Origin of the sequence: Thermoactinomyces sp. DSM 45891, from assembly GCF_900119485.1 — a bacterium.
In the GTDB taxonomy this organism is placed as follows: domain Bacteria; phylum Bacillota; class Bacilli; order Thermoactinomycetales; family Thermoactinomycetaceae; genus Baia.
Genome location: NZ_FPJZ01000003.1, coordinates 38,776 through 65,617 on the forward strand (window position 1 = coordinate 38,776; position 26,842 = coordinate 65,617).

Below are 26,842 nucleotides of genomic sequence, written 5' to 3' on the forward strand. Positions count from 1 at the left end.
CACTTTAAACCCCATCAGATAGTAGCACATATAGAACCACTTTACAACCAATTCTATATTTTATTATATTATTTTTAATTTGAAACATAGAGGCAATTACAACTGAGTGGTTTTGCAGACTGTCAATTAAAAGGAAAATCCATTAATATAAAAACAGGAGTGATTTTCCATGAAAAAACCATTTTGGTTACTTTTTTCTGCAGACGTACTTGTAGTGTTAGGTGAAGCAATTGGGCTTTTTTGTATTGAAGTTCTTCTGTTCCAAAAAACGGGTTCAACAGGTCTAATGGGGAGTCTCGTTTTCTGCTTTGTACTCCCTGAAACAGTCTTGCGGTTACTTGGAACAGGCTTTATTGATCGTTTTAATCGGATTAAGCTAATGAGTACATTAAACATTATACGTGGCATGGTGATCGGTGGGCTGTGTATCTCTTTATTCATGGGAACCTTTCACATTTGGCTATTCTTTATTGCCGCTATGATCTTAGGTTCTTGTGCTGCCCTATTTTTACCGACTGGGATGGCACTAATCCCTAATTTAGTTGAAAAAGATCAGCTAGTACGGGGGTATTCGTTGCTAGAGTCATTTTCCTCCTCCGCTCGCGTATCAGGCCCCTTAGTTGCTTCCTTTTTTATTGCATGTTCAGGTGCAGAATCCGGAATGTGGATTTTTGCAGGAAGTGTATTTTTAGGAAGTATTTTAATTAGATTCATTAAAAATCCATCACAAGAATCTCTAGAAAAATCTACTAATAATTCTACAATTTCTTTCTCACAAATCAAAAAAGACATCGGGGAAGGATTTTCATTCTTCCGCCAGATCCCTGCTTTAACTGTGGTTATGCTTTTAGCAGCCATTACTACCATGGGCATGGCCATGTGGTTTATGTTACTCGTCCCATACGGACAAAAAGTTTTACATATTAACTACACACAGATTAGTTTATTAAGCTCCTTGTTTTTTGTAGGAATTATCTGTGCAGCTATCATAACTGGATGGATTGGGAATGTGCACTCTCGAAGTAAATTTATGATGGGAAGTTTGATTTCCACGGGTATTTTTACCTGCCTCATCTCTTTTACGACCAACTATTATCTTGCCTTATCTCTCTTTTTCTTACTAGGAATGACCATGCCTTTCTTTAATACTCATAGCCAGTCTATTTTCGCTCAATTAATTCCTGATAGCCACCTAGGTCGGGTGATGTCTGTTCGACTTCTACTCGGACAAGGTTCTATTCCGCTCGGAAGTTTAACAGGTGGATGGATCTCAGAATGGTTCGGTACTCCGTCTATTTTCTTTATAGCAGGTGCTCTTTCCATCCTAGCAGGTATAATCGGTTTATTGATTCCTTGGTTAAATCAAATTGATGGGAATTTAGATGAGTTAGCTAGTGAGATTAAGGAGAAGTTTGCTCCTCTTCCTGTACAAGAGAAGGAGAGCGCGTAGATATGGAGGATCAACCTTTCCTCAAAGAAAAGAAACAGGAGCAATCCTATTCTTAAAGTATGTTTAGGACGCTCCTTGAATATAGTCATTTTTATTCAGGTACACCTTGAAGTACCCGGCGAAACCGTGCTAACGCCAAAGGTCTACTCCATCGAATTTTAACAGTTCACAACTGACTCGGTGTTCGTACAGGTATCGGCACCGGGACCAGCATCACCATTGTCGGTACCACTCCCACCATCAATGATGTCGTTATTACCGTTAGTAAGTGGTGTGAAGTACTGATTACCATTTTTGACATCGCCATAAATGGTATCATCTCCTCCTCCACCGTTAATCGTATCACGCAAAGCATTAACGGTAATCAACGCCCCTGTTAGTGTTTCAAAATCACCATAGATGGTATCGTTACCCTCGCCACCATTAATCGTGTTGTGGCCATCATTAACCAATGTTGTTAGTGCATCAACAGTAAAATTCTTGCTCCAACCATAAATAGTATCATTACCCGGGCCACCATCAAGGGTGTCATCACTAGACCCTACATCGATTACTGCTGTGGCTATATGGAAATTGATGACACCACCTGTAATAACATCATCACCATTTCCACCTTCTATATAGTCTGAACCAGCGAGAGCGCCTACAGCAATAGCAGAGTCATAGTTAAAAAAATCACCCATGAGTAGGTCGTTCCCGTTTCCACCAAAAATGCGGTCATTGCCAGCTAATAAAATAGGTGAGGCATTTTCGGATTCCCCATAAATCGTATCGTTGCCCTCACCACCACAGATGCGATCATTACCACCTAGCCCGTAGATAATGTCATTACCAGCAAGCCCGACGATCACATCAGCGCCAGCAGTACCAGTGATTGTATCATCCCCTGCAGTGCCTACAATAGTGGCGGATAGTCCATCACATGTGTACGTAGATACGAATTGTGCATGAACTGGAGAAGAAAAAGCAATTGAAAAAATGAGTATTAACGAACCCAACACAGCAGAAGAAATAGATCGAACTTTTTTCAACATCATTATACCTCCCTTTAACTACATATCTATTCAGTTAATCAATAAATACTTCTTAAATTAGAAAATAAAGGGATACTCCAAAGTTGATGCGAAACGAAAAACTCTATCTCTTCTCTTGATTTATTCGTGTAGAATCGCATATCTTGATTCGGTAATAATTGAATCCATTCGCTACCAAGCCACACAACTCCTACGATCCCGAGTAGGAATAGGAGGAATAAAACGTCCCATTTCCCAATCGAAAGCTGGTAGTAGTAGGTTCGCTTCTGGTTCCCTTTGAATCGTTTCGCTTCCATAGCTACTGCGATTCGGTACGCACGGCGAATGCTTTGAGCGAGGAGGGGAACCGCATAGGCGGTTAGCCTGCGTCTAAATCCTATCCAACCCTTTCCTGGCGAAAATCCACGCACTTGGTGGGCCATGCGGATTGTTTGAAACTCATCCCAAATGATCGGCAAGAGACGAATGGTAGCCATAAAACTATAAGCAAACTTGGGTGGGAAATGGAATTGTTGCATCAACGAATAAAAGAGGCGAACCGGATGGGTAGTACATACAAAGATTAAACCAATTAACCCAAAAGTAAGAGCCCGGAAACCGAGGTGAACCCCTCGATAGAAGCTTTCTTCAGATACTCGAAAAATTCCCCACTCCCACCAGACCGTACTTCCTTTTCCATATAATGCCATGGTCAGTACAGAACTACAAAAAAGCAGGAAGAAAGGAAGAAAAAATAAGAGAGCCACCTTTTTTGAAACCCCTGTTCCAAAGGCAAAGCAAATCATCACCACAATTGTAAGAAGTAGCATTACATTTAAATTATGAATAAATAAGAGTGAAATCAAAACTCCTAATGATAATAGAAGCTTGACACTAGGGTTTACTCGATGAAGCCACGTCTCTCGCGTAATTTCCTCCATCTTCACACTCCTTTCCATCCCCTTCATTGGAACTCATTTTCTCAAACGTCCTTCCTCAATCCACCAAATCCGATCGGCATAGATACGGGCGATTTCCTCACTATGCGTTACCATTACGATAGTAGTACCATCTTGACGAATTCGCTCAAGCCAATCCAGTAGTGAAAATGTATTTTGCGCATCTAACCCAAAAGTGGGTTCATCTAGCAATAGGATTTGATGACTTTCATGAATCGTCGCACAAACACTTAATCGTCGTTTTTGGCCAATCGATAGTTGATACGGATGTTTCTGTCGATGTTCCCATAGCGCAAACATCTCAAGACGTTCCTTGACAACTTGATTCATCTCTGCTTCAGAAGGACTCTTCGCAGTTTGTCGAATGGTATAGGCAACTTCATCCCATACAGTACTCGCGACAAATTGCAATTCTGGATTTTGAAAGACAAAACCAATCTCCTGTAAGTCATCTCGCACGATGGATGATCCTTTGTAGAGTAGTTCTCCTTTGGTTTTTAGTAGTTGACGAATCCCTTGGAGTAAGGTGCTTTTACCCGCTCCATTCTTCCCCATCACTGCAACCCATTCACCTTTTTGTAAATCAACATGATTTATATATAACTTCACATTTCCCGAGTGAAGCACTTGGAAATTTCTTAATGAAAGCAAGGGAGAGTCTGCTTGATCAGAAATCTTTTCATCGGAACGATAAATCAACCGATCTTTCCAAATGCCTGGATACCAGATTCCATATTCTCGTAGCTGCTCTTGATAATCCGCCAAAACCTCCTCTTTTTTTCCGTCTGCTAAAATCGTTCCATCGGGACGAAATAGGACGATACGATCCACTACATCCAGCATCTGCTCAATTTTATGTTCAACGATTAATAACGTTTGTTCATCTGGGAGCTGCCGAATCGTTTCCCACACTTGATTGGTTCCTTCAGAATCTAATAGAGCAGTTGGTTCATCTAAAAATAGCACCTCTGGCTGAAGAGCCATCGCAGAAGCGATCGCCAAGCGTTGTTTCATTCCACCAGAAAGCGTATTGATTGGCGTGTGTACGTCTTCCAGATCCAACCCGACAGCAGATATGTATTTTTTGATTTGAGCTGGCATTTCCTCTCTCAGGACTTGCAAATTCTCTAATACAAATGCGATTTCTTCATCCACACGATTCATACAAAATTGACTATCTGGATCTTGAAATACCATCGCAGTTGATTCAGGCACCATCACTTGCTCCGCTTTCATCGGGACATCTACCGCGTGCGGAATCAACCCTGCTAACACTTGAAGCAAGGTCGACTTCCCACAACCAGATGGTCCTAAAAATAAAATTTTCTCCCCTTTTTCGTATTGAAAATGACAATCCCGAAAAAGAAGGCTTTCATCGCCTGGGAATTTTAGCCGAAGCTTACGGACTCCGTAACCACCCTTAATCATCAAGTGATCGCACATCTGCCTCTGTACTTCCTCTCACGAGCCCCGTAACCCCTGTCTTCTCTAATGCTTTTGCAAGCCCATATGCGATAACACCTGCAATCAGTATCGATCCCACAAAACGCGCGATGAAGAATAGCCCTAAATTCCACCATACCAATGTATCGATATAACCCTGGAAATAATCAAACACAATCGATCCAGCACAAGACGCAATGGCCGCTAAACTAACAACTAACACATTTGCCTTTTTATAACGGAATAAAGCAAAGATGAGTTCAGCAAGTAAACCTTGAATTAAGCCATATATTAATGTTGATAATCCCCACTCACTCCCCATGAGAAGCTCACCTGAAGATGCTGCAGTCTCAGCTAGTAGGGCAACTCCTGGCTTTCGGATGATGAGAAAAGCAAGTGGTCCCGCTATAAACCACATGCCATATAACAGTTGATCCATGTGTAGACCAATTGGTTTTACAGCCGAGTATATAGGACTCCAAAGCTTATAAATAACACCAAACACAAGTGATATTACGATCGTTACTAGGATATCAGTTAGTTTTAATCCTTTTTTCATGGGTATCTCCTCTTTCTATGTCTTCTGATCCGTTGAATCTGTTGATGAATCACAGACTATCCAGGTCTCATTATCCAATATTGCGCTCCACCATTTTCCTCATCCGAACTGCCGCAGACTTAGGATTAGGTGCAGATAGTATAGAAGATATAATAGCAAATCCGTCTACCACATCAGATGGAACCCTTTTTATATTCTCTTCCGTAATACCACCGATCCCGACGATAGGAATATCAATCGCATTTCGGATGGATCGTAAGGTATTGAGATGAAGTGGGATCGTATCAGGCTTGGACGATGTTGGGAATAAAGCGCCTACACCTACATAATCGGCACCTGAACTCTCAGCCTCTAATGCTTCTTCAACACTATGCACGGATACCCCAATCTTTATCTTGGATCCCACGATTGCCCTTGCATATAGAATTCCCTTATCCTCTTGACCAATATGTAACCAATCTGCTTCTACTTCACGAGTTATTTCTACACGATCATTGATAGCAAAGGGAATTTGATACTGCCGACACAGTTCTCTCATCTGCAAAGCCTCTTCGATAAATTGGTCGTCCGTGATCTTCTTTCGTCGAAGCTGAACGCAAGTAACTCCCCCTTGAATTGCCTTTTCTACACGTGACAAAAGATCAGGGTACTCATCAGTGACAAGGTAAAGACGAAGATCCTGTGCTAATGTCACGTCTCTTGCCTCCTTGGTCCCACTGATAAAAATGGTGAATGGGACTATGACCATCTCCAATTGGAAAAGCATAACAAATCGCTTGAAATACATACTCCTTCGCCTTTGCGATTGCCTCATCTACTGGATCATCTAAAGCAAGATAGGCCGCAATAGCAGAAGAAAGGCTACAGCCTGTACCATGCGTATGCGGGGTATGAATACGCGGATTGCTAAACTCCCTGCCTGTGGAAAGGATATCAATGGCATCTCCATTGAGATGACCACCCTTTAGTAACACCAGTGTATTCATCTTTATGGCGAGTTTTCTAACCGCTTGTCTCATTTCCTCGATGGAAGTGATGCTACATCCGAGTAATACTTCCGCTTCAGGCACATTAGGCGTAATGATCGTTGCCATTGGAAGGAGAACATTTTGCAACGTCATAATGGATTCCTCTTGTAATAAAGCGTCACCAGACTTCGCAATCATGACTGGGTCAATCACTACATGAGGCGGTTGATAACGCTGTATGCTATCTGCAATAACACTCATAATTTCATGATTCGAAACCATCCCAATTTTCACAGCATCTACTCGGATATCTGAAAACACCGCATCCAATTGGGATTTTACTACGTGTGCATCAATCTCTTGAATCGCTGTAGCTCCCCGCGTATTTTGGGCGGTAACTGCTGTAATGACACTCATGCCATATGTCCCCAGCGCAGAAAAAACTTTCAGATCTGCCTGTATCCCTGCTCCACCCCCACTATCACTTCCAGCAATGGTAAGAACATGCTTCCTCCCCACATCTCATCCTTCCCTTCACATAACAAAAAAGCCGCACCTAGGAGGAGCGACTCATCAATGTACAAGTCTACTCCACTTCCCTACGCTAGTATCAACTAGATCAGGTTCAAAGGGTCCGGGTTTCTCCCGTCTCAATCGCCTTGATTCCCCTAGTGGTTCGATCCATATGTTATTGAAATGAAACAAGTTCAAAATACCATATTTTCATTTTATCGTCAAATTTTAGAATGAAGATAATTTAATTTCCCATGGTATTCCATGAAAATAACAAGTAAACTTAAAAACAAATGATGTTATTGCTTTGATTTGAGGTGACCTCTTGGCACAAATGATACTAGATTTTTTCTCCGCCCTTGGTTTATGGGGCATCCCACTTAGCTTTCTATTTACTGTTCTATTAAATTTAGTAGGTGTCATCCCTTCCTTATTTGTAACCGGAATCAACATCGTTCTTTGGGGCCCGTGGTGGGGTTTCTTATTATCTTGGCTAAGTGAATTAGTTGGATCTTCACTCGCATTTTGGTTATACCGAAAAGGCTTTCAACAGTGGAAAGGGAGTAATACAGACGATTGGCGTTGGATACAAAAATGCAACTCCCTCCCTAGACGCAAACAACAACTTACCCTCATAACAGTCCGATTAGCCCCTTTTTTCCCGTCAGGGATTATAAACCTAGCAGGTGCATTTACTAATGTCCGACTCATTGATTTCATCTGGACAACTGGCATCGGCAAAATCCCTTCCATCACACTGGAAGTAATCACATTCCTCGGGTTTCAACAACTTGGTCAAACTTTACAATGGACCATTCTAGGCTTGGTAGTCTCTGGTACTCTCTTATGGTATTTAAAAAAGAGGAAGAAAAACAGACTTGCAAACACCCCTCAAAAAGAGGACACTTAATTTGTATGCTTAGATTATACATCTACTGATCTGTTGTTAAGCATCCGATATCTAATAAGGGGATACGACATGTTAAAATATGCGGCCATTTTACATATGGAGAAACCTGAGTTAAATCTGGAATTTCGTGCAGCGCACGTAGATTATCTTCAAAACTTAGAACAACAGGGAAAAATCTTTGCCAAGGGGCCTTTTACTGATGGTGCAGGCGGCTTAGTAATCTATCTAGCTAATTCTCTAGAGGAAGCTCAAGAACTAGCTGGGCAAGATCCTTATGTACTACAAGGAGTTCGCAGATTAGAATTGCACGAATGGAAAGCATGACTCCTTTGTCACTATACAAAGCATAAGGGGCTGTTCCAAAAAGAGTAGCCCCTTATTAGGAAAAACTTCTAAAATGAAGGGTTCCCTGTCATTTTATGAAAAGGTTGACTCCGAGGTTTTTTTTCAAAAACCAAAACAGAGTCATAACAGCAAATGGACCAAGTAGAAGTAGTAAATAGATCTATATTTTGTGGCTGCTGATGCCAGCCATTTAAGGAATCGATTATATTTTTGGAATAATTAATAAAATTATTACTGTGTACCCCTCCACCTATTTCGCTCCAATAGTTTGTGTGAAGATCTTCTACAAGAAATACCCCGTTATTTGAAAGAACAGGGAACATTTCCTCAAATGTTATGATCTGCTGATGTATCAAGTGACCACCATCATCAATAATAATATCAAATTCAGGGAGTTCAGGCTTTATTTTTCTCCAAAAATCCCTGTCACCTTGATCACCAATAATAATTTTTATTCGATCTTCCTCTACACACTTACACCGTGGATCAATGTCTATACCATATAAGGTTGCTTGTTCTCCAAAGTAATTTTTCCACATTTGAAGGGAGCCACCGTGTTGGACACCTATTTCCAGAATATTTACTTTCTGATTCACGAATCGTTGAAAATGACGTTCATAGATCTCGAAATAATGATCCCATTTATGGATTAATCGTTTATCATTTGACTCAAAATATGCTTTTAATCTACCCATACTATCTCCCTTCCCTTAGCAAATATATAAATCTCTATATTCTATGAAAATATGAATCATACGGTTCCTATCAATTTCCCCCTAATGATGTACACAAAAAACCTTCTGAAATCAGAAGTGAAATCAGAAGGGGAAGAGTATGATTTTTTCTACATTTGATTTCTTAATTTCCGTAACAACGCTTGAAAATCTTCTGGCGGCTCAATTTCAAATCTCATAAACTCACCTGTCCTGGGATGTTCAAATCCAAGGACTTGCGCATGCAGAGCTTGACCACCTTCAAAGCGTATAGGGCTTTTGGAAGGTCCGTATACAGGATCTCCCACAAGAGGGAAGTTAATATATTTCATGTGAACCCGAATTTGATGGGTACGTCCCGTTTCAAGCCTACACTCGATAAGAGAAGTATCTTTCAAATGCTCTTTGACCCGGAAATGGGTAACAGCATCCTTGCCATTATTGTGATTGATCGCCATGCGCTGGCGGTGGATCGGATCACGACCGATTGGAGCATCTACTGTTCCATGCTCATGAGGAATTAACCCATGGACAATCGCTGCATAAACCCGCTCTACTGTTTTCGCTTTTAATTGATCCACTAAAGAATGATGAGCATGATCATTTTTAGCTAACATCAATAAACCAGAAGTATCTTTATCAATCCGATGTACGACACCTGGCCTAGCCACCCCACCAATTCCGGATAAGCTATCCTTGCAGTGGTACAACAGCGCATTTACGAGGGTTCCTGTATGATTACCAGCTCCAGGGTGCACAACCATACCTCGCGGTTTATTCACGACAATCACATCTTCATCCTCGTATACGATGTCAAGTGGGATGTTTTCCGCTTCCACTTGTAACTCTTCCACAGACGGGACGGAAATCTCCACCGTCTCGCCTGTACGAACTTTATAGTTCGACTTCTTCGGCTTACCATCTACCGTGATCAAACCTTCACTAATCCACTCCTGAACCCGCACACGAGACCAATCAGGATCATAGGTACTCACCCATTTATCCAATCGCTCTCCAGAACGGTCTTCCTCCACTTGCAACGTAACTACTGCCATTTGTTCGCTCATTTTTATGCTTCCTTCGTATGATTGGACTCTAATTTTTCTGGGACAGGGTTTCCTGGTTCTAATAATATACCAAGAAATAAGATTGCTACTCCTATACAAACCGCACTATCTGCTACATTGAAAATCGCAAAGTCATAGGAACCAAACTGGAAATGTAGAAAATCTACGACTTCACCCATTCGAACGCGATCGATATAGTTGCCGATCGCCCCCCCTAATACAATCGCATATCCCCACTTCATAAGTGGGTGCTCCTTGCGGCTCACCCATAGGAAATAGATCAAAACACAAATTACAATAGACGTAACCGTGATAAAAAACCATTTTTGATTTTGTAAAATACCGAACGCCGCTCCACGATTTCGGTGGGAAGTAAGATGAAAGAATCCATCGATAACCGTAATCGACTCCCCCAGTGTCATCTTAGAAGCAACTAGCCATTTTGTCCACTGATCTACCAAAATGATAGTCAATGCTGTGAGCCAATATCTCAAGTGGGGTACCTCCCTGTATTAGCACTACAAGCGAGCATACATCCCTGTATACTCGCTCTCCTTACCAAACATTGATAGTGACTACTCCGCTTCTGTCTCAAAATCAGGATACTCTTTTTCAACAATACTTGCACACCGCTCGCATAACTCCTGATGTTTACTGTATGAATGCGTTCCAACAGTAGGAGAAAGGGTCCAGCAACGGTTACACTTTTCTCCTTCGGCTACATGAACGATCACTTCTACCTTCTGATCGGCAGGAACTTCCGAAGAGGCAGGTAAAACCTCTACTCCAGAGACGATAAAGAGTTGATGAAGGTTATCTAAATTTGCTAGCAACTGCGCGCTCTCTAAATTTGGTACGATTTCAATTGTAGCTCCCAAGGAGTTTCCGATCAACTTCTCTGCACGTGCTTGTTCGAGTGCTTTTAACACAACGCTTCGAATATCAAGGAATCGATCCCATTTATCCTCTAGTGTTTGATCACATAACGTACCATCCATTACGGGGAAATCAGCAAGTTGAACACTCTGTTCTCTCAGACCCGGGATGTACTTCCATACTTCCTCTGCTGTATGAGGGATAATCGGACTGATCATCACATCTAAAGCTCTTAGGATCTCATACATAACCGTTTGAGCTGAACGACGTTGTAGGGAGTCTGTCTCTTCAACATAAAGAATATCCTTTAATACATCTAGATAAAATTGGCTTAAGAACACAGTGCAAAACGTATGGATACTGCCATATACCTGGTGAAAATCATACGTATCATACCCATGGGTAACCGTTTTGATGAGGCCCTGTAGCTTAGATAATACATAACGGTCCAGTTCGGTTAGCTGATCATAACGTACACGGTTCTCAGCTGGATCAAAATCCGCCAGGTTGCCTAAAAGGAAACGGAATGTATTACGCAACTTCCGATAAACTTCAGCTACTTGTTTGATCAACGGATCTGAGATTCTTACATCCGATTGATAATCAACAGAAGAAACCCATAGACGTAGGATGTCAGCACCGTATTGATTTGCCACTTTATTCGGATCGACTACGTTTCCAATCGACTTAGACATCTTACGCCCTTCACCATCTAGCACATACCCATGGGAAACAACTTGTTTATAAGGCGCTTTTCCAGTTGTAGCGACAGAAGTGGAAAGAGAAGAATTAAACCAACCACGATACTGGTCAGATCCCTCGATATACAAATCCGCTGGGAAACTTAGGTCATCTCTCTGTGCGAGTACAGCAAAGTGACTACTTCCAGAATCAAACCACACATCCATAATATCAGTCTCTTTACGGAAGTCGGCACACCCACATTTGCTACATTTTTGATCAGCTGGCATTAAATCGCTTACGTCTTTTGCATACCAAGAGGTAGATCCTTCTTTTGCAAACAGATTCGCGATAAAATTGATCGTCTCATCATTGATGTGTGGTTCCGTGCAATCTTGACAATAGAAAATAGGAATCGGTACACCCCATGTACGCTGACGAGAAATACACCAATCTCCGCGGTCAGCAATCATATTGCCTAAACGCACTTCTCCCCACGCTGGCAACCACTCTACATCCTTGATCTCGTCCAGCATCTCCTGCCTAAATCCATCAATCGAAGCAAACCATTGTTCCGTCGCACGATAGATGATTGGCTTCTTGGTTCTCCAGTCATGTGGATACTGATGCTTGATAAAGCTCAACTTAAGCAATAAGCCCTGTTCCTCTAGCAATTCGGACACTTTTTTATTACCATCTTCGTAGAACATTCCCTCAAAACCTGGAGCTTGTGCAGTAAATACTCCACGTCCATCAACAGGGCAAAGTGCCTCTAAACCATATCGCTGCCCAACAGCAAAATCTTCTTCACCGTGTCCAGGAGCTGTATGAACACAACCCGTACCTGCATCAAGCGTTACATGATCTCCAAATACCAATGGAGATGGACGATCATAAAATGGATGTCGGCATACAATTCCATTTAACTCACGGCCCACCCAAGTAGAAACGACTTCATACTCCTCCACTTCCGCTGTCTTCATAACCGCCTCTATCAGTTCAGTGGCCACGATATATTTCTCATGTCCCACTTGAACGGCACTGTACGCAAGCTCAGGATTTAACGAAATAGCCAAGTTAGCAGGGATAGTCCATGGAGTGGTGGTCCAGATGACGACAAAAGTATTTTCCTCGTCCAAGATCCCATTCCCATTTTGCACTGGAAACTTCACATATACCGATGCTGAACGTTTCTCTTGGTACTCGATCTCCGCCTCTGCAAGCGCAGATTCTGAAGTCGGAGACCAATAGACCGTACGCATTCCGCGGTAGATATGTCCCTTGCGAGCCATATCTCCGAACAGACGAATCTGTGCTGATTCATACTCTGGTTGTAAGGTGATATATGGGTTTTCAAAATCACCACGAATTGCCATACGCTTAAATTGATTAGCTTGTTTTTCGACAAAAGATAGAGCATATTCAGTACATAGATTACGAAAATCAACCACACTCACTGTCCTGCGATCCACTTTCTTTTTCGTCACAACCGCGTGCTCAATCGGCAAACCATGTGTATCCCATCCAGGTACATAAGGCGCATCAAACCCATTTAAGCTTTTATAGCGAACGACAAAATCCTTCAGCGATTTATTTAACACATGACCAACATGGATATCCCCATTCGCATAAGGAGGTCCATCATGCAAAATAAACTGAGGAGATCCTTTGCGTTTCTCCTGAACCAAACGATAAATATCAACTTCGTCCCACCATTTCTGCATCTCTGGCTCTCGGTTAGGAAGATTTCCCTTCATCGGGAAATCGGTAACAGGTAAATGAATCGTACTACGATAATCAGCCATCTACTACACATCCTTCATCTTAGAATCATCATATACAATACAACACAAAAAACCTTCATCATCCTCTAGGGACGAGAAGGTTTCCCGCGGTACCACCCTAATGGCTCTGATCGTCTAAACATAGAAACGATCAAATCCGCTCTAACATTCGTAACGTGAATGATACGGTCCATCCTACTCTCTGACGATTTCGGACAACAGTTCACGGGTGATCTTCGAGCGAAGATTTGACTGAGCTCGCACCAAACCTCAGTTCGCTTCACAAAATCGTATCGCTCTACTTGTCCCGATCAAAACCATTATGGCTATGAGAATATGTTATTCATCATTATACACAGATGTTAGGTATTTGTTAACATCTGCAAGGCTATTTCTTCTAAAACATTGCTTTTTTACGCATTTTTCGTGTTCTACGAAGGTTTGGCTCTTGGTCGTCCTCCATGTATGTAGAAGCCACCTCTCCGAGCATATGGTTTTCACCCATTTGTGGGAATTCGTTTGCTAGTTCGTTAGGGAACTCATTTGGAAACTCATCATATTCATTTCCAAAGCCATTTGCTCCCTCAATCAAGTACTCTTGTTGATTCTGAGGTTGCTCAAGTGAAGGTGTTACAGATTGCTCAGCAAATGCATCCAACTGCTTACCTGTCTCCTCTAGATTCTCCTCTAGTTCTTCCAAAGATTCCCAAGAAGAGTTATCTAAAACATCCAAGTGAGATTGTACCAAAGTACGGAAGCGAGCACGGTAGATCGTTGATTTTTGTTTCAAATCAAGCAATTCGCTGTGAACGGCACGAGCTTTTTGTAGAGCTTCGTTGATGATACGATCGGCATTCTTCTCTGCCTCTTGAACGATCAACTCTGCTTCTTTCTTCGCATTCAAGCGTACTTCCTCTGCCACTTCTTGTGCCACACGAATAGACTTATGAATGCTTTGCTCCATAGAAGCAAGTGCATTGGTATTTGGTTGCATAGCTTGCAACTGGTTCTGCATCTGCTGCTGCATTTGTTGCATTTGTTGTTGCATCTGCATTTGATTCTGTGGTGTTGGGTATTGATTTTGTTGTTGCTGTTGCTGTTGCTGTTGTTGCGTCATCATCGGTTGAACTGGATCTACTTGGTATTGCGGTTGAGGCCTTGTCTGACTGAACGCTTCTCCGTCCATAATGCGCTCTAGTTCAGCTTGTAAATCTTCAACCTGTTGTTCCATCTCTAATTTTTCACGAGTCAGCAACTCAAAATCTTTAATAATCTGATCTAAAAAGTCATTAACCTCGTCAACATCATATCCACGGAATGATCGTTTGAACTCCTTATTATGAATATCATAAGGTGTTAGTTTCATTACCGCACCTCCTGAGTCTATTTGCTTGCCTTTTCTATTCGACAATATTATCAGATATCCTTCTATTTGACCACCCAATAACCAAAATTAGGTGGATTGATTCAAGAAAAGGATAAAATACGCACGACATTTCTTCCTTTTTTTGTTAATTTCTCGACACAAATCACACAGACCCTCCCTGATCCCCGCACAGAGATCGTGTCACCCGGTTCTACCAATTTATCGCTTTGGTCAACAAGCTGCCAATTTATTTTACATTTCTTCCCTTTAATCATCAACTGTGATTTAGAACGGGATATGTGAAATGCCTCTGATATAATAGCATCTAGTCGAAGCGATGCTACGATAATGTTTCTCGTAATCCGGTCTGGTTCAGAATAAAAAAATTGGTCTCGCGCGATGGTCTGCACAGTAGCCTTTTTACGGCCTACTGAAGACAGATGAAGAGGGAGAAAATCACTCATCTCACGCGCGACAACCAAATCACAACCATGGTTATGAGGCTGTATATCACCAATCATCTCTCGCTTGATTCCAAGACCTAGCACCGCCCCTAATACATCAGGATGTTCAAGCGGCCTGCGATCAGATGACTCAATCCGTAAAAAAGCTACATCAGACCAAGTTTCGTCTATGGAAAAGTAGTCAGGTGCCATGATCACCCTTTTTCGCTCGGCAACTGGATAGCCACCATCTAACAGAGAAACGAACTCTGCCTCCCGATTACAGATCGACTGATAGATGAACTGTTCTCTAGGATCTAGAAAAGGAGTGGTAACAATCATACTCCGCTTTCTAGCTGATGTGATCCAATCAAAGCAACGCTCTACAAAAGGGCGCTCTTCAGGGCGAAAATGCATAAAGACCTTAGAATTGTTCATTTTTTATGCCTCAACTAATTAAACTAAAAATGAAACTTAATACTACATATAATCCACGTTGTACTAACTGCAATGCAAAAAGAGCAATAATCGGCGATATATCAATCATTCCGATCGGTGGAATAAACCGTCGGAACACTGCCAAATAAGGTTCACAAATACGGGCCATAAAAACACCAATTGGAGATTGACGTACCTGTGGGAGCCAAGACATCAAGATATAGATCATCAAGGCAATCGAATACGCATAGAAAGCATAATTTAAAATTTGGTTGATCATTATGATAGACACGTGACAAGAGTCACCTCACTTGCGGCTTAGAGTGCGTCATCTTGTAGAATTTCAGTAATCGTTCCCTGCACATCTACATTAGATGGCGTGCAGATAAAAATATGAGCGCCTACTCGTTGGATACTCCCACCTAGAGCATAGACGGTTCCACTCAAAAAATCAATTACACGAGTCGCCTGATCACGGCGAACCCGATGAAGATTTACAACAACAGGGCGATGGCTTTTTAAGTTATCAGCAATCTCTTGTGTCTCTTCAAAAACCCGTGGCTCAATTAGCATAAGACGGACATTTTTTTGAGAATGTAACGACACGATGTTACTTTTTCCTTTAGTAGGGGACGGATGAGCATCACCAGATTCATTCTCCTCAATTAACTGTTCCTCATCCTCATTGACGCCAAAAAAATTCATGACCCGATTCATAAAGGTCAAGTTCATTCTCCTCCTTCTAACATTCCCCTTATTCCCCCACCAGAACGGAACCGAGACGAATCCATGTTGCTCCTTCTTCAATGGCTATTTCAAAGTCTTGCGACATACCCATTGACAACTCTGTCATGGGAACATGAGGAATTTGCTTCTTTTGTAATCGATGCTGGCATTCTTTTAGCTCCCGAAAAACGGAGCGGATTTCCTCCCGATTTTCGATATGGGGCGCCATCGTCATTAAGCCAACAACTTCGATACTAGAGAAATTCGCCATCTCTATCGTAAAATCTTCTAATTCTTTCCGAGAAATTCCAAATTTCGTCCCTTCACCTGAAATATTCACTTGAATAAAGCATCTCATCTTCGCTTGAATAGACTGTGCACGCCGATCAATTTCTTTCGCCAACTCAATACTTTCAAGGGAGTGGAGATAGGAAAATCTACCCACCACTTCTTTCGCCTTATTCCGTTGAAGATGGCCAATCATATGCCAAGTACCACGGTTATGTAATTCTTTCCACTTGGGAACCGCATCTTGCACTCGGCTCTCTCCTAGATGAAGACATCCTGCATTTAGAACTTGCCTTGTTCTATCAAGATCTACATATTTCGTTACTGCTACCATGTTGACCTCAGCTGGATCCCGCCCTACTCGGTGACAAGCTTGTCCAATCCTTAGTTGGACTTCACTTAAGCGGTTTTCTACCTCTTGCATGAAGATTTAACTCCTTACTCGCTTGCCAATAAAAGCAACCATACGACCTGTATCGCCTTTATCTCTGCGATGAGAATGGAAATGTTCATTTGAACAGCTTGTACAATAGTTAGATTTCACAATTTGATCATCCCGTAAACCAACCTGTTTACATAATTGTGCATTTGCCTCTTTTAAATCTAGCATTGCTTTGTAAGTAGCTGTTGGAAGCGCAACGGCCAGAGGCAACACCTGACACATTAGCGCATCCTTCATCGGACGTAACACATGTTCATCCACTTCATAGCAACATGCGCCAATTGATGGGCCAATTGCCATCCGAATTTTCGAACGATCTGCCCCTTTAGTAACCATCTCAGCAATCATTTTGGGACCGATTTTCTGGACAGTTCCTTTCCAGCCAGCATGGGCAACTCCAATTACATCTATATCAGGAGCATAGAAGAAGAGTGGCACACAATCAGCATAGAAAGAGGCAAGAAGAATATCTTCCTCACGTGAAAAAAGTCCATCGGTATCTGAAAATGCAGACTCTCGATCTTGATTTCCTCGTCCTCGGTCCTCATCAGTCACATAGGCGATATTTACCCCGTGGACTTGTTCACCACAGGTAAAAGAATCCAAGGAGAAAGAAAGATCCCGCATCAAACTCTTCCTGTTTTCGACTACACGTGGTGGTTGATCCTCCACATGTAATGCATAGTTATGACACATAGAGGAAGAACCCTCTTCTCTAGCAGAAAACCCCACTGTCAGATGGGGGAACTCTTCCTGCCAAAGCTCGAGAGCAAAGTAGGGAATACTAGATTTCTTTTGCATTTGAAATGGTTCCATGTAGTCCCCTCCCTGTATTATCTTACCATAGTTTGAGGGATTGACATAGAATTAGTGAGAGGATTCATTCTGGTTCGACCATGGAAGTTGGCCATATGGTGACACAATTTCTTGAAAGCGATGGTCAAGACGAACCAAAATCACATCCGAACCAATCTTCACAATTTGTTTCCAAGGTATTACCCACTCCTGCCCCCCAGCAAACCATCCAAAAAACTTTGTTTCACCTGGTACAATAATAGCTCGCACGACACCTGCTCGCAAATCCAAATCCAAATCGTGAATCTGCCCCAACTTCCGTCCATCCGCTATATTTACTACTTCTTTACTTTGGAGATCAGAGATTTTGATCATCAAGGTAATCCCCCTGTCATCCTATCTTTCGCAAATGTAATTTATGTATATGTATAGGGTATATAAATCTGTACCATTGATTGAAAAAGGTTGCGGCAAAAATAAAAAAGAATCTCCAATGTGATACACCTCCCATAAGATTTCCTTATGAAAAACATATCGTTTCTGAGATTCAGTTGATTCTACACTATGATTTGAGTCACTTTTTTCACTACTTCTTGACTCGACTTGCATTCCAATTTACGCATGATACTAGAAACATGTTTTTTTACCGTCCCAACCGATATAAAGAGCTCCGCTGCTATTTCTTTCTGAGAACATTCTTTTATCATTAGCTTTAATATATTTTTCTCGGTTGGGGTTAACAAAGATTGTATTTTATCCATTTCAAGCTGGCTTCTCTCAAATCGAACCAGTCTTCGAAACTCCTTCAGAATCTTATGGGCAAACCGGGGCTGAGGATTATGATAGTAGGTAGAACGAATCATATTTGGAATCTCCTCGAAGTTGGACTTCACAATATAATTAGCTGCTCCTGCCCCGTAAGCATCTAAAATAAAGTGATCCTCCTCTAGCGAGGTAAGCATAATTACTTTTGCTTGGTGAAACTGACAGATCTCCAAAGTCGCCTCAATCCCGCTGGCCGACCCTGCTAAACAAATATCCATTAAGATAACATCTACTTTTTCCATACTGCTAGCAAATTGAATCGCTTCTTCCTTTGTCTCACAATGCCCCACTACACATAAATCGGGTTGTCTCGTCAAGTATTCAGTAAGTCCTCGTTGCCACCGCGGATCGTCTTCGACCAATAGGACGTGAATTAGTTCCAAATTGACCCCTCCTTTGTCAACAGAAACGATATCAGTACCGTTGTTCCCTCTCCTAGTTGACTATGAAATTCCAATAAATCACCTTGCATATCGAGACCGCTATCACAATAAATAAGACCCTAGCCTCATATGAAAATACGAATAAAACAGATCGGGCATCCGTCTATAGTGGCTCCTGTAAGTCAAAATATCATTTTCAGACTATCTAGATAACCGTACTTTATCTTCCCCTTGTTTTTCCATTCTCTCAAAACATTTCAACCCATTCAACTCTACCCATTTTCATAAACCGAGTATACTATCGAGAATTCTCATCCAATTTCATATATCTTGTTCAAAAAATCTATCCATTTCACATTGGGCTATAAATTTGGCAAAAAAGTATATCTAACTGCAGAGTTTTAATGATTTAATCACGAGAATTCTCAAATATGAATCTTTCATCTAGACATTAAAAATATATAGCATTTATACTCTTAGTAAACTGCAACGTAGCCAAACGTCGCGCATGCCCTTTTGAATTCCATTATTTTACATTTTCGTAACTTCAAATATTCTGTTACAGATTAGGTGATCGTACTTGACACATGAAGAAAGATTATTAATAGGAAAAGCTCTTCGCAAATTACGGAAGGAACAAAACAAGAAACTAACTGACTTCGAAAAGTTAGGACTTTCCAAGTCTATGGTTTCCAGAATTGAAAACGGAAAAGGTGTACGTGAAAATCAAATTGAAAATTTCGCAATGATACTTGGCACGACTACCTGCAGAATACTTTCAACATCTGAAAACGATACTGACATGGAAAACACTCTAGAAATATTAAGAATTCTTGAGTACAAAATTGATTTACAAATAGGTCTCAACGACTCTTTTGAACAACTTGAGTGCTTAAAAAAAACCAGCACTTACTTTTTATCATGGATTTACTATTTAACGGGTAAAATACATGTTTATGAAAAGAGAATTAGAAAAGCAAAGAAAGACTTTGAAGTATCCATCGACCTCTCTAGAAGACTAAATACAGACGATGAACGCATGAATACATTAAGTATGTGTCTGCACTCCTTGTCACTTCTCCAGTATCAAAAAAATGATGTACGAACCGCAATTGAATTAAATAATGAAGCGATTCAGTGCTGGGATCATGAAGGAACACGACAAAATTATTTTGCAGATTTACTTAGTAGCAAGATAATTCTTTATGATAAAATTGGTAAAATCGAGAGAGCAAGGAAGGAAATTATTAAATTATGGGATATTAGAGATGAGATTACTAACATAAATAATTATATAAAAATACATGAACATTTTGGCAAGCTTTTACTTCATGACCATCTGTACGAAGAAGCGCTTGACTGCTTAGGCCATGGAATTACGATTTGTCTACAAAATCAAAAAGTAGAAAATATAATTGAATTGGTAACTATCCATGCTTCCATTGAAGCCAAGATCGGGAGACTAATGCAAGCAAAAGCAAAGTTGAATACAGCTCTTTCTTTCAAAAGCTCCACAACAAATCTTCCTTCGTTTATTACGATTCTAGTCGAACTAGGTAAGATTTCTATGAAAGAAAACAACCTAAACGAAGCCAATCATTATTTCACAGAAGCCTTATCCCTATCAGAACAAATTAAATATACTAATTGCCGCTATGTGGAAGCACTTATAACATTTGCAGATTGTTTTTTTTACGATCAGAGTATGCTGTATCAGTCTATTACCTTATATGAAAAAGCAATGGAGCTTTCCAATCAACAATGGTTAGTAAAAAAAGAAAAGAAAATTCTGCTCCGATTAAGCGCTTGCTACGACCACGCTAATGATAGTGAAAAGGCAGTTGACTGCTTAAAGAGATATAGGGAGTTAGAATTAAAATTAGATATGTAGATTCATTTAGAAGTGTCAACATTGTATATTGTTCTTATCTCAATATAATGTTGACACTTCTGCACTATGAGCCATAGTCAATGCATATGTAACCAGCACGCGGAAGTTGAATAGTTCCTTCCTTGTTGCACAATGCCCCACTACACATAAATTCGGTTGTCTCTCTAAGTATTCGGTAAGTCCTCATTTCCACCGCGGATCGTCTTCGACCAATAGGACGTGAATTGGCTCCAAATTGACCCCTCCTTTGTCAGCGGAAAGGACATCAACACAGTTGTTCCTTCACCTAGTTGACTATGAAATTCCAATGAACCACCATGCTTATCAAGGACACTATAGCAGTATGTAAGACCCAGACCCATGTTGTTTTCTAGATTTTGCTTTGTTGAGAAAAAAGGCTCTATAATACGGTTTAAATGTTTGGCCGATATTCCTACACCGGTATCTTTGATTACGACTCTTGCTTGCTTAGAAGTATAATAGATTCGAACAAACAGTTCCCCACCGTTTGGCATCGCATCGATTCCGTTCATTAGGATATTATGAATGGCTTCTTCAATTTGAAGTTGATCACACATCCATCTAAACTCTATCTCAGGAAACACCGAATGAACCTGAATCTCTCTCTTTTCCGATAGAGGCTTTAACCTTTGTAAACTATTTTCTACCATATCAGTTAAACTGTTCGAAGTAAGTTGCAGTTCTCTTTCATTTGTTTGATATTGAATTTTGTCTAAGAGAAACTGAATTCGCTCATAGGAATCAATAATAATATTCACATCTGTCTTTAACTCTTTATCTCCACTCAGACTCGCCATGTGATCTACTTTATGGCCAAGTAGTTTGATGATACCTAAATCATTTTTTAAAGAGTGATGAAGAAAAGCAGTACCGATATGAACTGCCTTGAGTGATTGATTCATTTGATGTTTTTGAATCAATAGTCTTACTCCCGCAAAACCATCTCTAAAAACAGCATATAAAAAAACGCCTGCTGCATACATCACAATCCACAAGTTAAATCTCCATACACTTTCATACCCCAATCCACGTACCAAGTTATTCGTGATAACCACAAATAGAATCGTAGGTATATAAGCAACATTGGTCCAAAATCTCTCCCGCTTCGCAAACGGGTTCTCTTCCTTCACATACGAATAAATCAGCAAAAGCGATGCTACTAACACATAAGGCCCAATCCAAACAAGTCCCGTTAAGTAAGGCACGATAAAACGGGGATAAAATGGGTTCAATAAAAACGTAAGAATAATCGGAATAAATAACAAGATAGAGCATAACCACAGATTTTTTTTCGAAGGAGAAAATGATTTTACAATAGCAAACATAAGAAACGAATAGGGTACGCCATACTGTGTGATAAATGAAGTCAAGTTGTTACCAAACATAGCAAGTTCGAATAAAAAGGAGTCACCTACACAAAAAGGCATGAGATCATCTTCTATCACTGCCGACAAACCACCAGATGCTCCACAAAAAATGGTTGTACTTGCCCAACGTACACTTATACTTTTCGGTTCCGTCACAATTAATACAATTCCCATTGCCATTAAACACATAAAAACAAATAGCATCGGAGATATCCACCCTTAAATAGAATCATTTTTGTTTTTTCATAATTGATGTTGAATAAACTGGGCGACATCTTGAGCAATTCTCTTTCTGTATAAAGCAATTCCAGCATGTCCACACTTATAAAGGATGTGTTTCGGCTCTCCCCACGCACTCCAGAGTTGTTTCGAATCTGCCAATTCAACATACTGGTCATACAACCCACTAATCAGCAAGATGTTTTCTTTGGAAACTCTAGGCACAAAACGACTCGGTTCTAAAATCCCCCAATACTCTTGCAATGTATGATAATCCACACCATGGTTTTCTAAATCCTGTTTGATATCATTCCCCACTGGTGTATTCCATACTGTATGAGATAAGTTATTTGCATACATTACGGAAACGAGTAGATCTACTTCCTCTTCTACTACGCTTATCAAATTGGCAATTAATCCACCTAAGCTTATCCCAATTACTACAACCTTACCGCCACGTTGCTTTTTTAACCAATATATGAGTTTGCGAATTTCCGTTACTGCTTGTTGGAAAGCTTGAATCGTCCGTTCTATGTGAGCACTGATCATAAATTCACCACTATAGTCCGAGCTTGAATCCATCCGATGCATATGATGCGGGAGCATGACAAAAAAGAGATTATAGCCCAAAGCAGAAAAAGAATCGAGGAACAACCTTTTCCCACGATCCAAGCCATCACTCTTCCAACCATGTATCACGATTACATGAACTTGTTGGTCCTTATTTTTTTGAAGATAGTACTCTCCCATTAAAAGTTTCTGGCATAAATCTAACTCGATCCCGCTTGTATAGGAATACGTCCCCATCTCATATTCTGTGAAATTTCCAATTGGACTAAGTTGAATATCGTCTAAAGTTGGTTTAGGAAATGCTAGGTCTAGCCCTTTTTCAGTAGACTCATAGCTACTTCCATCAACTGGCTTGAACTGAGATTGTCTACTTTTCTTTCGACAAAAGTTCGTCAACACAATCGAATCGATCAGCGCAGAAATATATTGATTCATGGTCATTCCTTTCGGAAACTAATACTCTGATCCACGTATGGTATCATATCCAAATTTATGAATACTATATTATAAAAATATAGTATAGTCAATTATAAATATCATAATTTAATTATATTAAACAAACAAAAAAAAACGCCCGATTTCAGCGTTAGCAACTTTTTGATTTTCGTTTATCTTATCGTTTTGTAACAGGACCTTCTGATCCGTATTTTCGAGAAAGACACCTACACTCAGCACGATCATAAGTTTTATAATAAAATGAATCTGCTTCATACATCCACCTCATTTCTTTGCTTAATTGCTCTGATCTCTACTACATACACTTCTTCATCGCTTTACCTGTCAGTTCGATAAATACATCTTCTAATGTTCCGCTTTCAATCCTTATTTTCTCCCATTCAACCGATCCGAATAGTTTACTACTAATTAGGGAGTCCAATAGATGACGTGTAACAGGCGTTGCAGTGATACAAACTTCTTTTTTTCCTCCTGTAGTCTCTGAAATCAGTAGCTCACCCAACCCTAGCTCCTGTAGCTGTTCTTCTGTTGGGGCCGACTCCACCTCAAAAATTAATTGTTGCTTCGGAGAATGCTGATTGATAAGCTCCTGCGGTGTCCCTTGAGCAATGATTTTTCCTTGATCTAATATAGCAATCTGGTCACATAAAGACTCTGCTTCTTCCATCGAATGGGTAGTGAGGAGAACACTACGTCCTCTTCTTTTTATGTCCTTAATCACTTCCCAAATGTATCGTCGTGCATGGGGATCTAGAGAGCTAGTCGGTTCATCCAAAAATAGGACCTCTGGATCCGATACGAGTGAAACAGCGATTAACAACCGCCTCTTCTGTCCATCTGAGAGCTTTTTCACCATCATATTTTGTTTGTCGGCTAATCTCACAACTTCGAGAACCTCCATAACAGGCCTTGATTTTTCATATAATGAAGCAAATAACTCCAGAAGTTCTCGAACAAGTAGGTTAGGAAATAAATTTTCTTCTTCTGGTTGGAGAGCCATCATCTCAAGTAACTTTGATCTACTTGTAGCTGAATTTTCATTTACCATATGGATCTCTCCGGATGTTGGAGAGCGTAAGCCGATAATCGATTCTAAAATCGTCGTTTTTCCTGCTCCATTAGGGCCAAGCAGTCCGAATACCTCATTTTTAGACACTGAAAAGGAAACATGGTCTACGACTACTTTATCATCATACTTCTTAACCAATTCTTCGACGACAATCGAATGTTTCATCATAATATATCCTTTCATAAACCCTGATTCTCAGGTATATCCGTCCGCATCATTCTCTCTATTTGATTTTATACCGATAAATAAAAGTTAGAAAGTACCATGTTTTTTACTCTATTCAATTCAATATAAATGTTATATAATTAATTTTTTTCATTTTATAGAGAAGGCAAAAGGAAGTCATCCCTAAAAGGAACCACTTCCTCTCTATCGATTGTACATCGAACTATACGTTAACCACGTTTCCATTCACAAAACCACTTACAATCTCTTCAAAATATTCCACACTTGGGATACATGATGAACCAATACCATACAGGCTAGGACGATAAGTTCGATTGCAATAGTACTTTGCTACCTTGATCATTCGTGTCTCACCATCCTGTTTCCATCCATACTCCGCTTGCTGCATGAGGAAAATAGCACACGCGAGCTGCGTTACGGATGTGAGAAAGTGAAGTGCATGCGCTTGTTGTGTGAGTGGGTCAGCTTGAACTAGATAATCAAACTGGCCACTCACTTTTTGTAACTCCTGCCGTGCTATTTCACATTCTTCTGCGTATGCAGACAACGTTAACTCATTCAGCCCATTAGACAAGAAGCGTAAAAGTATATTCTGGTTAGCATCCGGTTGATTACGGGACATATTTTTCCAAAATTCCAGTGCCATAATATTCGTTGCGCCTTCCCACACTGTGTTCACTTGCGCATCACGAAGAAGTCTAGGTGTAACATATTCTTCAATATATCCATTTCCACCATGCATCTCTAATGACTCTTTGGCGTGGAGAACCGATTGCTCGCTACACTTAACTTTTGCCATGGCCAACAAACACCGTAATAGGGTAAGCGTATCAGGAAAAGAGTCTTCTTGTGTCGTATGGACACGGTCAAAATGTAAAAGCATCTGCGCCACTAAAGTCCAACTTGCTTCTATATCTACCATCATATTAAGTAATGACTCGCGAATCATCGGATAGGAGATCAGAGAATTTCCGAAAGTATGGCGCTCTGTTACATAGGTAAACGCTTCTGAAAAAGCCCGTTGCGAGATGGCTAGAGAACCTGTTGCCGTACACATTCGCGAAACATTTAACGCTTCCGCCATTAACTTAAAGCCTTCCTGCTCCTTGCCGATAAGATATCCAATCGCATCTTGTAATACAAGTTCTCCACTCGCCACTGCTCGAACGCCTAACTTATCTTTTAACCGTCTGATCGAAACGTTATTCCTGGATCCGTCCTTCAACTTTTTCGGCAAATAAAACAGGCTTAATCCCTTTGTTCCTAAAGTTTCTCCTGTACGTGCTAAAATGAGTGCTCCATCCGCATCACAATTACTTGCAAACCACTTCTCGCCTGTCAAAAGATAATGCTCCCCATGCTTAACTGCTTTTGTCATAACACTACCTACATCCGATCCACCTTGAATTTCGGTTAAGAACGTAGCTCCTTGATGAAGGGTTTCCCGGTTCATACTGGCTAAACGCGGCAAGAATTCTTTTTTCTGTTCCTCAGTCGCATATTTTTCAATCACAAACGCAACAGACATCGTTAAGGTAACCGGACATGTAAAGCCCACCTCTGCTTTAGACATCAACATAAACATCAACTGTGAATAGAAATAAGGAATCTTACAAGGTACGTCCTCCTGATACCTCCAACCCACTACACCCCATTCATAACAATCACCTACGGTTTGCAGATAGCCTTCGTTATACCAAATTTCATTAATCTCCTCACCTTGACGGTTATAACGGATTAATTTAGGTGTCCCATCACGGTCTGTATACTGAGCTCGCTCCTCCATGGGACCTGCACAATACTCGCCTAATTGATAGAGCCTCTCTTCTCCCCAATCTTTTAAATGAGATACATACTGCCGAAAATATCTTTGCATGATTGGATCGTTTTGATACCAATTACGTTTCTTGTTATCCATGTAAGTAGCTCCTCTGTAAAAAATAGATACCTACTCTTTATTTCGACAATATTTAAATAAAAACCTATTACATCTTCAAATTGGAAAAATCAATTGGATCAAAATAATAGGAGTTAGGAGTCGACAAATTCAGGGAAGGAAGAAGGAATGGAAACGTA

Annotated in this window: 27 protein-coding genes, 1 riboswitch and 1 other annotated feature; of the genes, 4 read left to right on the top strand and 23 right to left on the bottom strand. The window is 40.6% G+C overall.

Going from position 1 to position 26,842, the window contains the following annotated elements; translation table 11 throughout:
* Positions 1 to 169: 169 nt before the first annotated feature.
* Positions 170 to 1,450, top strand: a complete 1,281-nt coding sequence (locus BT147_RS04890; RefSeq protein WP_072331629.1) for an MFS transporter — start codon at positions 170 to 172, stop codon at positions 1,448 to 1,450.
* 158 nt (positions 1,451 to 1,608) lie between these two features.
* On the opposite strand, the gene BT147_RS04895 is transcribed toward BT147_RS04890, so the two are convergent.
* The 6 genes from BT147_RS04895 to thiD all read right to left on the bottom strand — a co-directional run bounded on the left by BT147_RS04895 (position 1,609) and on the right by thiD (position 6,911).
* Positions 1,609 to 2,484 (bottom strand): calcium-binding protein, encoded by an 876-nt coding sequence (locus BT147_RS04895; RefSeq protein ID WP_072331632.1) that lies wholly within the window; start codon positions 2,482 to 2,484, stop codon positions 1,609 to 1,611.
* A 38-nt stretch (positions 2,485 to 2,522) separates the two neighbouring features.
* A complete protein-coding gene (locus BT147_RS04900; protein WP_072331635.1) occupies positions 2,523 to 3,404 on the bottom strand; it encodes an energy-coupling factor transporter transmembrane component T family protein in 882 nt (293 codons plus the stop codon).
* Positions 3,405 to 3,437: 33 nt separating this feature from the next.
* Positions 3,438 to 4,865, bottom strand: coding sequence for an ABC transporter ATP-binding protein (locus BT147_RS04905; RefSeq protein WP_286119087.1), 1,428 nt, complete (start codon positions 4,863 to 4,865; stop codon positions 3,438 to 3,440).
* A complete protein-coding gene (locus BT147_RS04910; protein WP_083426384.1) occupies positions 4,843 to 5,424 on the bottom strand; it encodes an ECF transporter S component in 582 nt (193 codons plus the stop codon). The genes BT147_RS04905 and BT147_RS04910 overlap by 23 nt, the downstream gene beginning before the upstream one ends.
* Before the next feature lie 70 nt (positions 5,425 to 5,494).
* On the bottom strand, positions 5,495 to 6,118 hold the full coding sequence (gene thiE, locus BT147_RS04915) for a thiamine phosphate synthase (RefSeq protein ID WP_072331644.1): 624 nt from the start codon (positions 6,116 to 6,118) through the stop codon (positions 5,495 to 5,497).
* Positions 6,078 to 6,911 carry a bifunctional hydroxymethylpyrimidine kinase/phosphomethylpyrimidine kinase gene (gene thiD, locus BT147_RS04920; RefSeq protein ID WP_072331647.1) on the bottom strand — a complete coding sequence of 278 codons (834 nt, stop codon included), beginning with the start codon at positions 6,909 to 6,911 and terminating at the stop codon, positions 6,078 to 6,080. Before thiD ends, thiE begins: the two co-directional genes overlap by 41 nt.
* A gap of 60 nt (positions 6,912 to 6,971) precedes the next feature.
* A riboswitch (TPP riboswitch) is annotated at positions 6,972 to 7,072 on the bottom strand.
* Positions 7,073 to 7,239: 167 nt separating this feature from the next.
* Here thiD and BT147_RS04925 point away from each other — a divergent pair.
* Both BT147_RS04925 and BT147_RS04930 read left to right on the top strand, forming a co-directional pair.
* Complete coding sequence (locus BT147_RS04925; protein WP_286119111.1) at positions 7,240 to 7,815, top strand: TVP38/TMEM64 family protein; 576 nt, start codon at positions 7,240 to 7,242, stop codon at positions 7,813 to 7,815.
* A 69-nt stretch (positions 7,816 to 7,884) separates the two neighbouring features.
* Positions 7,885 to 8,139 carry a YciI family protein gene (locus BT147_RS04930; protein WP_072331652.1) on the top strand — a complete coding sequence of 85 codons (255 nt, stop codon included), beginning with the start codon at positions 7,885 to 7,887 and terminating at the stop codon, positions 8,137 to 8,139.
* A 68-nt stretch (positions 8,140 to 8,207) separates the two neighbouring features.
* On the opposite strand, the gene BT147_RS04935 is transcribed toward BT147_RS04930, so the two are convergent.
* The 12 genes from BT147_RS04935 to BT147_RS04990 all read right to left on the bottom strand — a co-directional run bounded on the left by BT147_RS04935 (position 8,208) and on the right by BT147_RS04990 (position 18,987).
* Entirely contained in the window at positions 8,208 to 8,699 is a 492-nt protein-coding gene (locus BT147_RS04935; RefSeq protein ID WP_177239682.1) for a class I SAM-dependent methyltransferase, read from the bottom strand.
* A 305-nt stretch (positions 8,700 to 9,004) separates the two neighbouring features.
* On the bottom strand, positions 9,005 to 9,928 hold the full coding sequence (locus tag BT147_RS04940) for an RluA family pseudouridine synthase (protein WP_072331991.1): 924 nt from the start codon (positions 9,926 to 9,928) through the stop codon (positions 9,005 to 9,007).
* Between the two features lie 14 nt (positions 9,929 to 9,942).
* Positions 9,943 to 10,434 (bottom strand): signal peptidase II, encoded by a 492-nt coding sequence (gene lspA / locus BT147_RS04945; RefSeq protein ID WP_072331658.1) that lies wholly within the window; start codon positions 10,432 to 10,434, stop codon positions 9,943 to 9,945.
* Positions 10,435 to 10,515: 81 nt separating this feature from the next.
* Positions 10,516 to 13,302 (bottom strand): isoleucine--tRNA ligase, encoded by a 2,787-nt coding sequence (gene ileS, locus BT147_RS04950; RefSeq protein WP_072331661.1) that lies wholly within the window; start codon positions 13,300 to 13,302, stop codon positions 10,516 to 10,518.
* 64 nt (positions 13,303 to 13,366) lie between these two features.
* Positions 13,367 to 13,605 (bottom strand) — a binding site (T-box leader).
* Between the two features lie 73 nt (positions 13,606 to 13,678).
* Positions 13,679 to 14,647 (bottom strand): DivIVA domain-containing protein, encoded by a 969-nt coding sequence (locus tag BT147_RS04955; protein WP_072331664.1) that lies wholly within the window; start codon positions 14,645 to 14,647, stop codon positions 13,679 to 13,681.
* Between the two features lie 101 nt (positions 14,648 to 14,748).
* A complete protein-coding gene (locus BT147_RS04960; protein WP_072331667.1) occupies positions 14,749 to 15,528 on the bottom strand; it encodes a YlmH family RNA-binding protein in 780 nt (259 codons plus the stop codon).
* A 10-nt stretch (positions 15,529 to 15,538) separates the two neighbouring features.
* The gene (locus tag BT147_RS04965; RefSeq protein ID WP_072331994.1) at positions 15,539 to 15,808 is read right to left on the bottom strand and encodes a YggT family protein; all 270 of its coding nucleotides are present in this window, start codon (positions 15,806 to 15,808) and stop codon (positions 15,539 to 15,541) included.
* A 38-nt stretch (positions 15,809 to 15,846) separates the two neighbouring features.
* Positions 15,847 to 16,260 carry a cell division protein SepF gene (locus BT147_RS04970; RefSeq protein ID WP_218159110.1) on the bottom strand — a complete coding sequence of 138 codons (414 nt, stop codon included), beginning with the start codon at positions 16,258 to 16,260 and terminating at the stop codon, positions 15,847 to 15,849.
* Between the two features lie 22 nt (positions 16,261 to 16,282).
* Entirely contained in the window at positions 16,283 to 16,966 is a 684-nt protein-coding gene (locus tag BT147_RS04975) for a YggS family pyridoxal phosphate-dependent enzyme (RefSeq protein WP_072331670.1), read from the bottom strand.
* 6 nt (positions 16,967 to 16,972) lie between these two features.
* Positions 16,973 to 17,800 (bottom strand): peptidoglycan editing factor PgeF, encoded by an 828-nt coding sequence (gene pgeF / locus BT147_RS04980; protein ID WP_072331673.1) that lies wholly within the window; start codon positions 17,798 to 17,800, stop codon positions 16,973 to 16,975.
* A gap of 51 nt (positions 17,801 to 17,851) precedes the next feature.
* Positions 17,852 to 18,154 (bottom strand): YlmC/YmxH family sporulation protein, encoded by a 303-nt coding sequence (locus BT147_RS04985; RefSeq protein WP_072331676.1) that lies wholly within the window; start codon positions 18,152 to 18,154, stop codon positions 17,852 to 17,854.
* A 182-nt stretch (positions 18,155 to 18,336) separates the two neighbouring features.
* A complete protein-coding gene (locus BT147_RS04990; protein WP_072331679.1) occupies positions 18,337 to 18,987 on the bottom strand; it encodes a response regulator transcription factor in 651 nt (216 codons plus the stop codon).
* Positions 18,988 to 19,567: 580 nt separating this feature from the next.
* Between BT147_RS04990 and BT147_RS04995 the strand changes: the two genes are divergently transcribed.
* Positions 19,568 to 20,878, top strand: a complete 1,311-nt coding sequence (locus BT147_RS04995) for a helix-turn-helix domain-containing protein (RefSeq protein WP_072331682.1) — start codon at positions 19,568 to 19,570, stop codon at positions 20,876 to 20,878.
* A gap of 164 nt (positions 20,879 to 21,042) precedes the next feature.
* Here BT147_RS04995 and BT147_RS05000 read toward each other — a convergent pair whose 3' ends face one another.
* From BT147_RS05000 to BT147_RS05015, 5 genes are all read right to left on the bottom strand, one after another.
* A complete protein-coding gene (locus BT147_RS05000) occupies positions 21,043 to 22,470 on the bottom strand; it encodes a sensor histidine kinase (protein ID WP_072331685.1) in 1,428 nt (475 codons plus the stop codon).
* A 39-nt stretch (positions 22,471 to 22,509) separates the two neighbouring features.
* The gene (locus tag BT147_RS05005; RefSeq protein WP_072331688.1) at positions 22,510 to 23,490 is read right to left on the bottom strand and encodes a dienelactone hydrolase family protein; all 981 of its coding nucleotides are present in this window, start codon (positions 23,488 to 23,490) and stop codon (positions 22,510 to 22,512) included.
* 117 nt (positions 23,491 to 23,607) lie between these two features.
* Positions 23,608 to 23,766 (bottom strand): hypothetical protein, encoded by a 159-nt coding sequence (locus tag BT147_RS15420; protein WP_177239684.1) that lies wholly within the window; start codon positions 23,764 to 23,766, stop codon positions 23,608 to 23,610.
* A 40-nt stretch (positions 23,767 to 23,806) separates the two neighbouring features.
* A complete protein-coding gene (locus BT147_RS05010; protein ID WP_072331691.1) occupies positions 23,807 to 24,745 on the bottom strand; it encodes an ABC transporter ATP-binding protein in 939 nt (312 codons plus the stop codon).
* Between the two features lie 223 nt (positions 24,746 to 24,968).
* Positions 24,969 to 26,684: an acyl-CoA dehydrogenase family protein gene (locus tag BT147_RS05015; protein ID WP_072331695.1), complete on the bottom strand. Its 1,716-nt coding sequence runs from the start codon at positions 26,682 to 26,684 to the stop codon at positions 24,969 to 24,971.
* Between the last annotated feature and the right edge of the window lie 158 nt (positions 26,685 to 26,842).

Excerpts from the sequence above, each read along its gene's own strand:
- BT147_RS04890 (WP_072331629.1), top strand. The coding sequence starts at position 170 with ATGAAAAAACCATTTTGGTTACTTTTTTCTGCAGACGTACTTGTAGTG.
- BT147_RS04895 (WP_072331632.1), bottom strand. The coding sequence starts at position 2,484 with ATGTTGAAAAAAGTTCGATCTATTTCTTCTGCTGTGTTGGGTTCGTTA.
- BT147_RS04900 (WP_072331635.1), bottom strand. The coding sequence starts at position 3,404 with ATGGAGGAAATTACGCGAGAGACGTGGCTTCATCGAGTAAACCCTAGT.
- BT147_RS04905 (WP_286119087.1), bottom strand. The coding sequence starts at position 4,865 with ATGTGCGATCACTTGATGATTAAGGGTGGTTACGGAGTCCGTAAGCTT.
- BT147_RS04910 (WP_083426384.1), bottom strand. The coding sequence starts at position 5,424 with ATGAAAAAAGGATTAAAACTAACTGATATCCTAGTAACGATCGTAATA.
- BT147_RS04925 (WP_286119111.1), top strand. The coding sequence starts at position 7,240 with ATGATACTAGATTTTTTCTCCGCCCTTGGTTTATGGGGCATCCCACTT.
- BT147_RS04930 (WP_072331652.1), top strand. The coding sequence starts at position 7,885 with ATGTTAAAATATGCGGCCATTTTACATATGGAGAAACCTGAGTTAAAT.
- BT147_RS04935 (WP_177239682.1), bottom strand. The coding sequence starts at position 8,699 with ATGTGGAAAAATTACTTTGGAGAACAAGCAACCTTATATGGTATAGAC.
- BT147_RS04940 (WP_072331991.1), bottom strand. The coding sequence starts at position 9,928 with ATGGCAGTAGTTACGTTGCAAGTGGAGGAAGACCGTTCTGGAGAGCGA.
- ileS (WP_072331661.1), bottom strand. The coding sequence starts at position 13,302 with ATGGCTGATTATCGTAGTACGATTCATTTACCTGTTACCGATTTCCCG.
- BT147_RS04955 (WP_072331664.1), bottom strand. The coding sequence starts at position 14,647 with ATGAAACTAACACCTTATGATATTCATAATAAGGAGTTCAAACGATCA.
- BT147_RS04960 (WP_072331667.1), bottom strand. The coding sequence starts at position 15,528 with ATGAACAATTCTAAGGTCTTTATGCATTTTCGCCCTGAAGAGCGCCCT.
- BT147_RS04965 (WP_072331994.1), bottom strand. The coding sequence starts at position 15,808 with ATGATCAACCAAATTTTAAATTATGCTTTCTATGCGTATTCGATTGCC.
- BT147_RS04970 (WP_218159110.1), bottom strand. The coding sequence starts at position 16,260 with ATGAACTTGACCTTTATGAATCGGGTCATGAATTTTTTTGGCGTCAAT.
- BT147_RS04975 (WP_072331670.1), bottom strand. The coding sequence starts at position 16,966 with ATGCAAGAGGTAGAAAACCGCTTAAGTGAAGTCCAACTAAGGATTGGA.
- pgeF (WP_072331673.1), bottom strand. The coding sequence starts at position 17,800 with ATGGAACCATTTCAAATGCAAAAGAAATCTAGTATTCCCTACTTTGCT.
- BT147_RS04985 (WP_072331676.1), bottom strand. The coding sequence starts at position 18,154 with ATGATCAAAATCTCTGATCTCCAAAGTAAAGAAGTAGTAAATATAGCG.
- BT147_RS05000 (WP_072331685.1), bottom strand. The coding sequence starts at position 22,470 with ATGCTATTTGTTTTTATGTGTTTAATGGCAATGGGAATTGTATTAATT.
- BT147_RS05005 (WP_072331688.1), bottom strand. The coding sequence starts at position 23,490 with ATGAATCAATATATTTCTGCGCTGATCGATTCGATTGTGTTGACGAAC.
- BT147_RS15420 (WP_177239684.1), bottom strand. The coding sequence starts at position 23,766 with ATGAAGCAGATTCATTTTATTATAAAACTTATGATCGTGCTGAGTGTA.
- BT147_RS05010 (WP_072331691.1), bottom strand. The coding sequence starts at position 24,745 with ATGAAACATTCGATTGTCGTCGAAGAATTGGTTAAGAAGTATGATGAT.
- BT147_RS05015 (WP_072331695.1), bottom strand. The coding sequence starts at position 26,684 with ATGGATAACAAGAAACGTAATTGGTATCAAAACGATCCAATCATGCAA.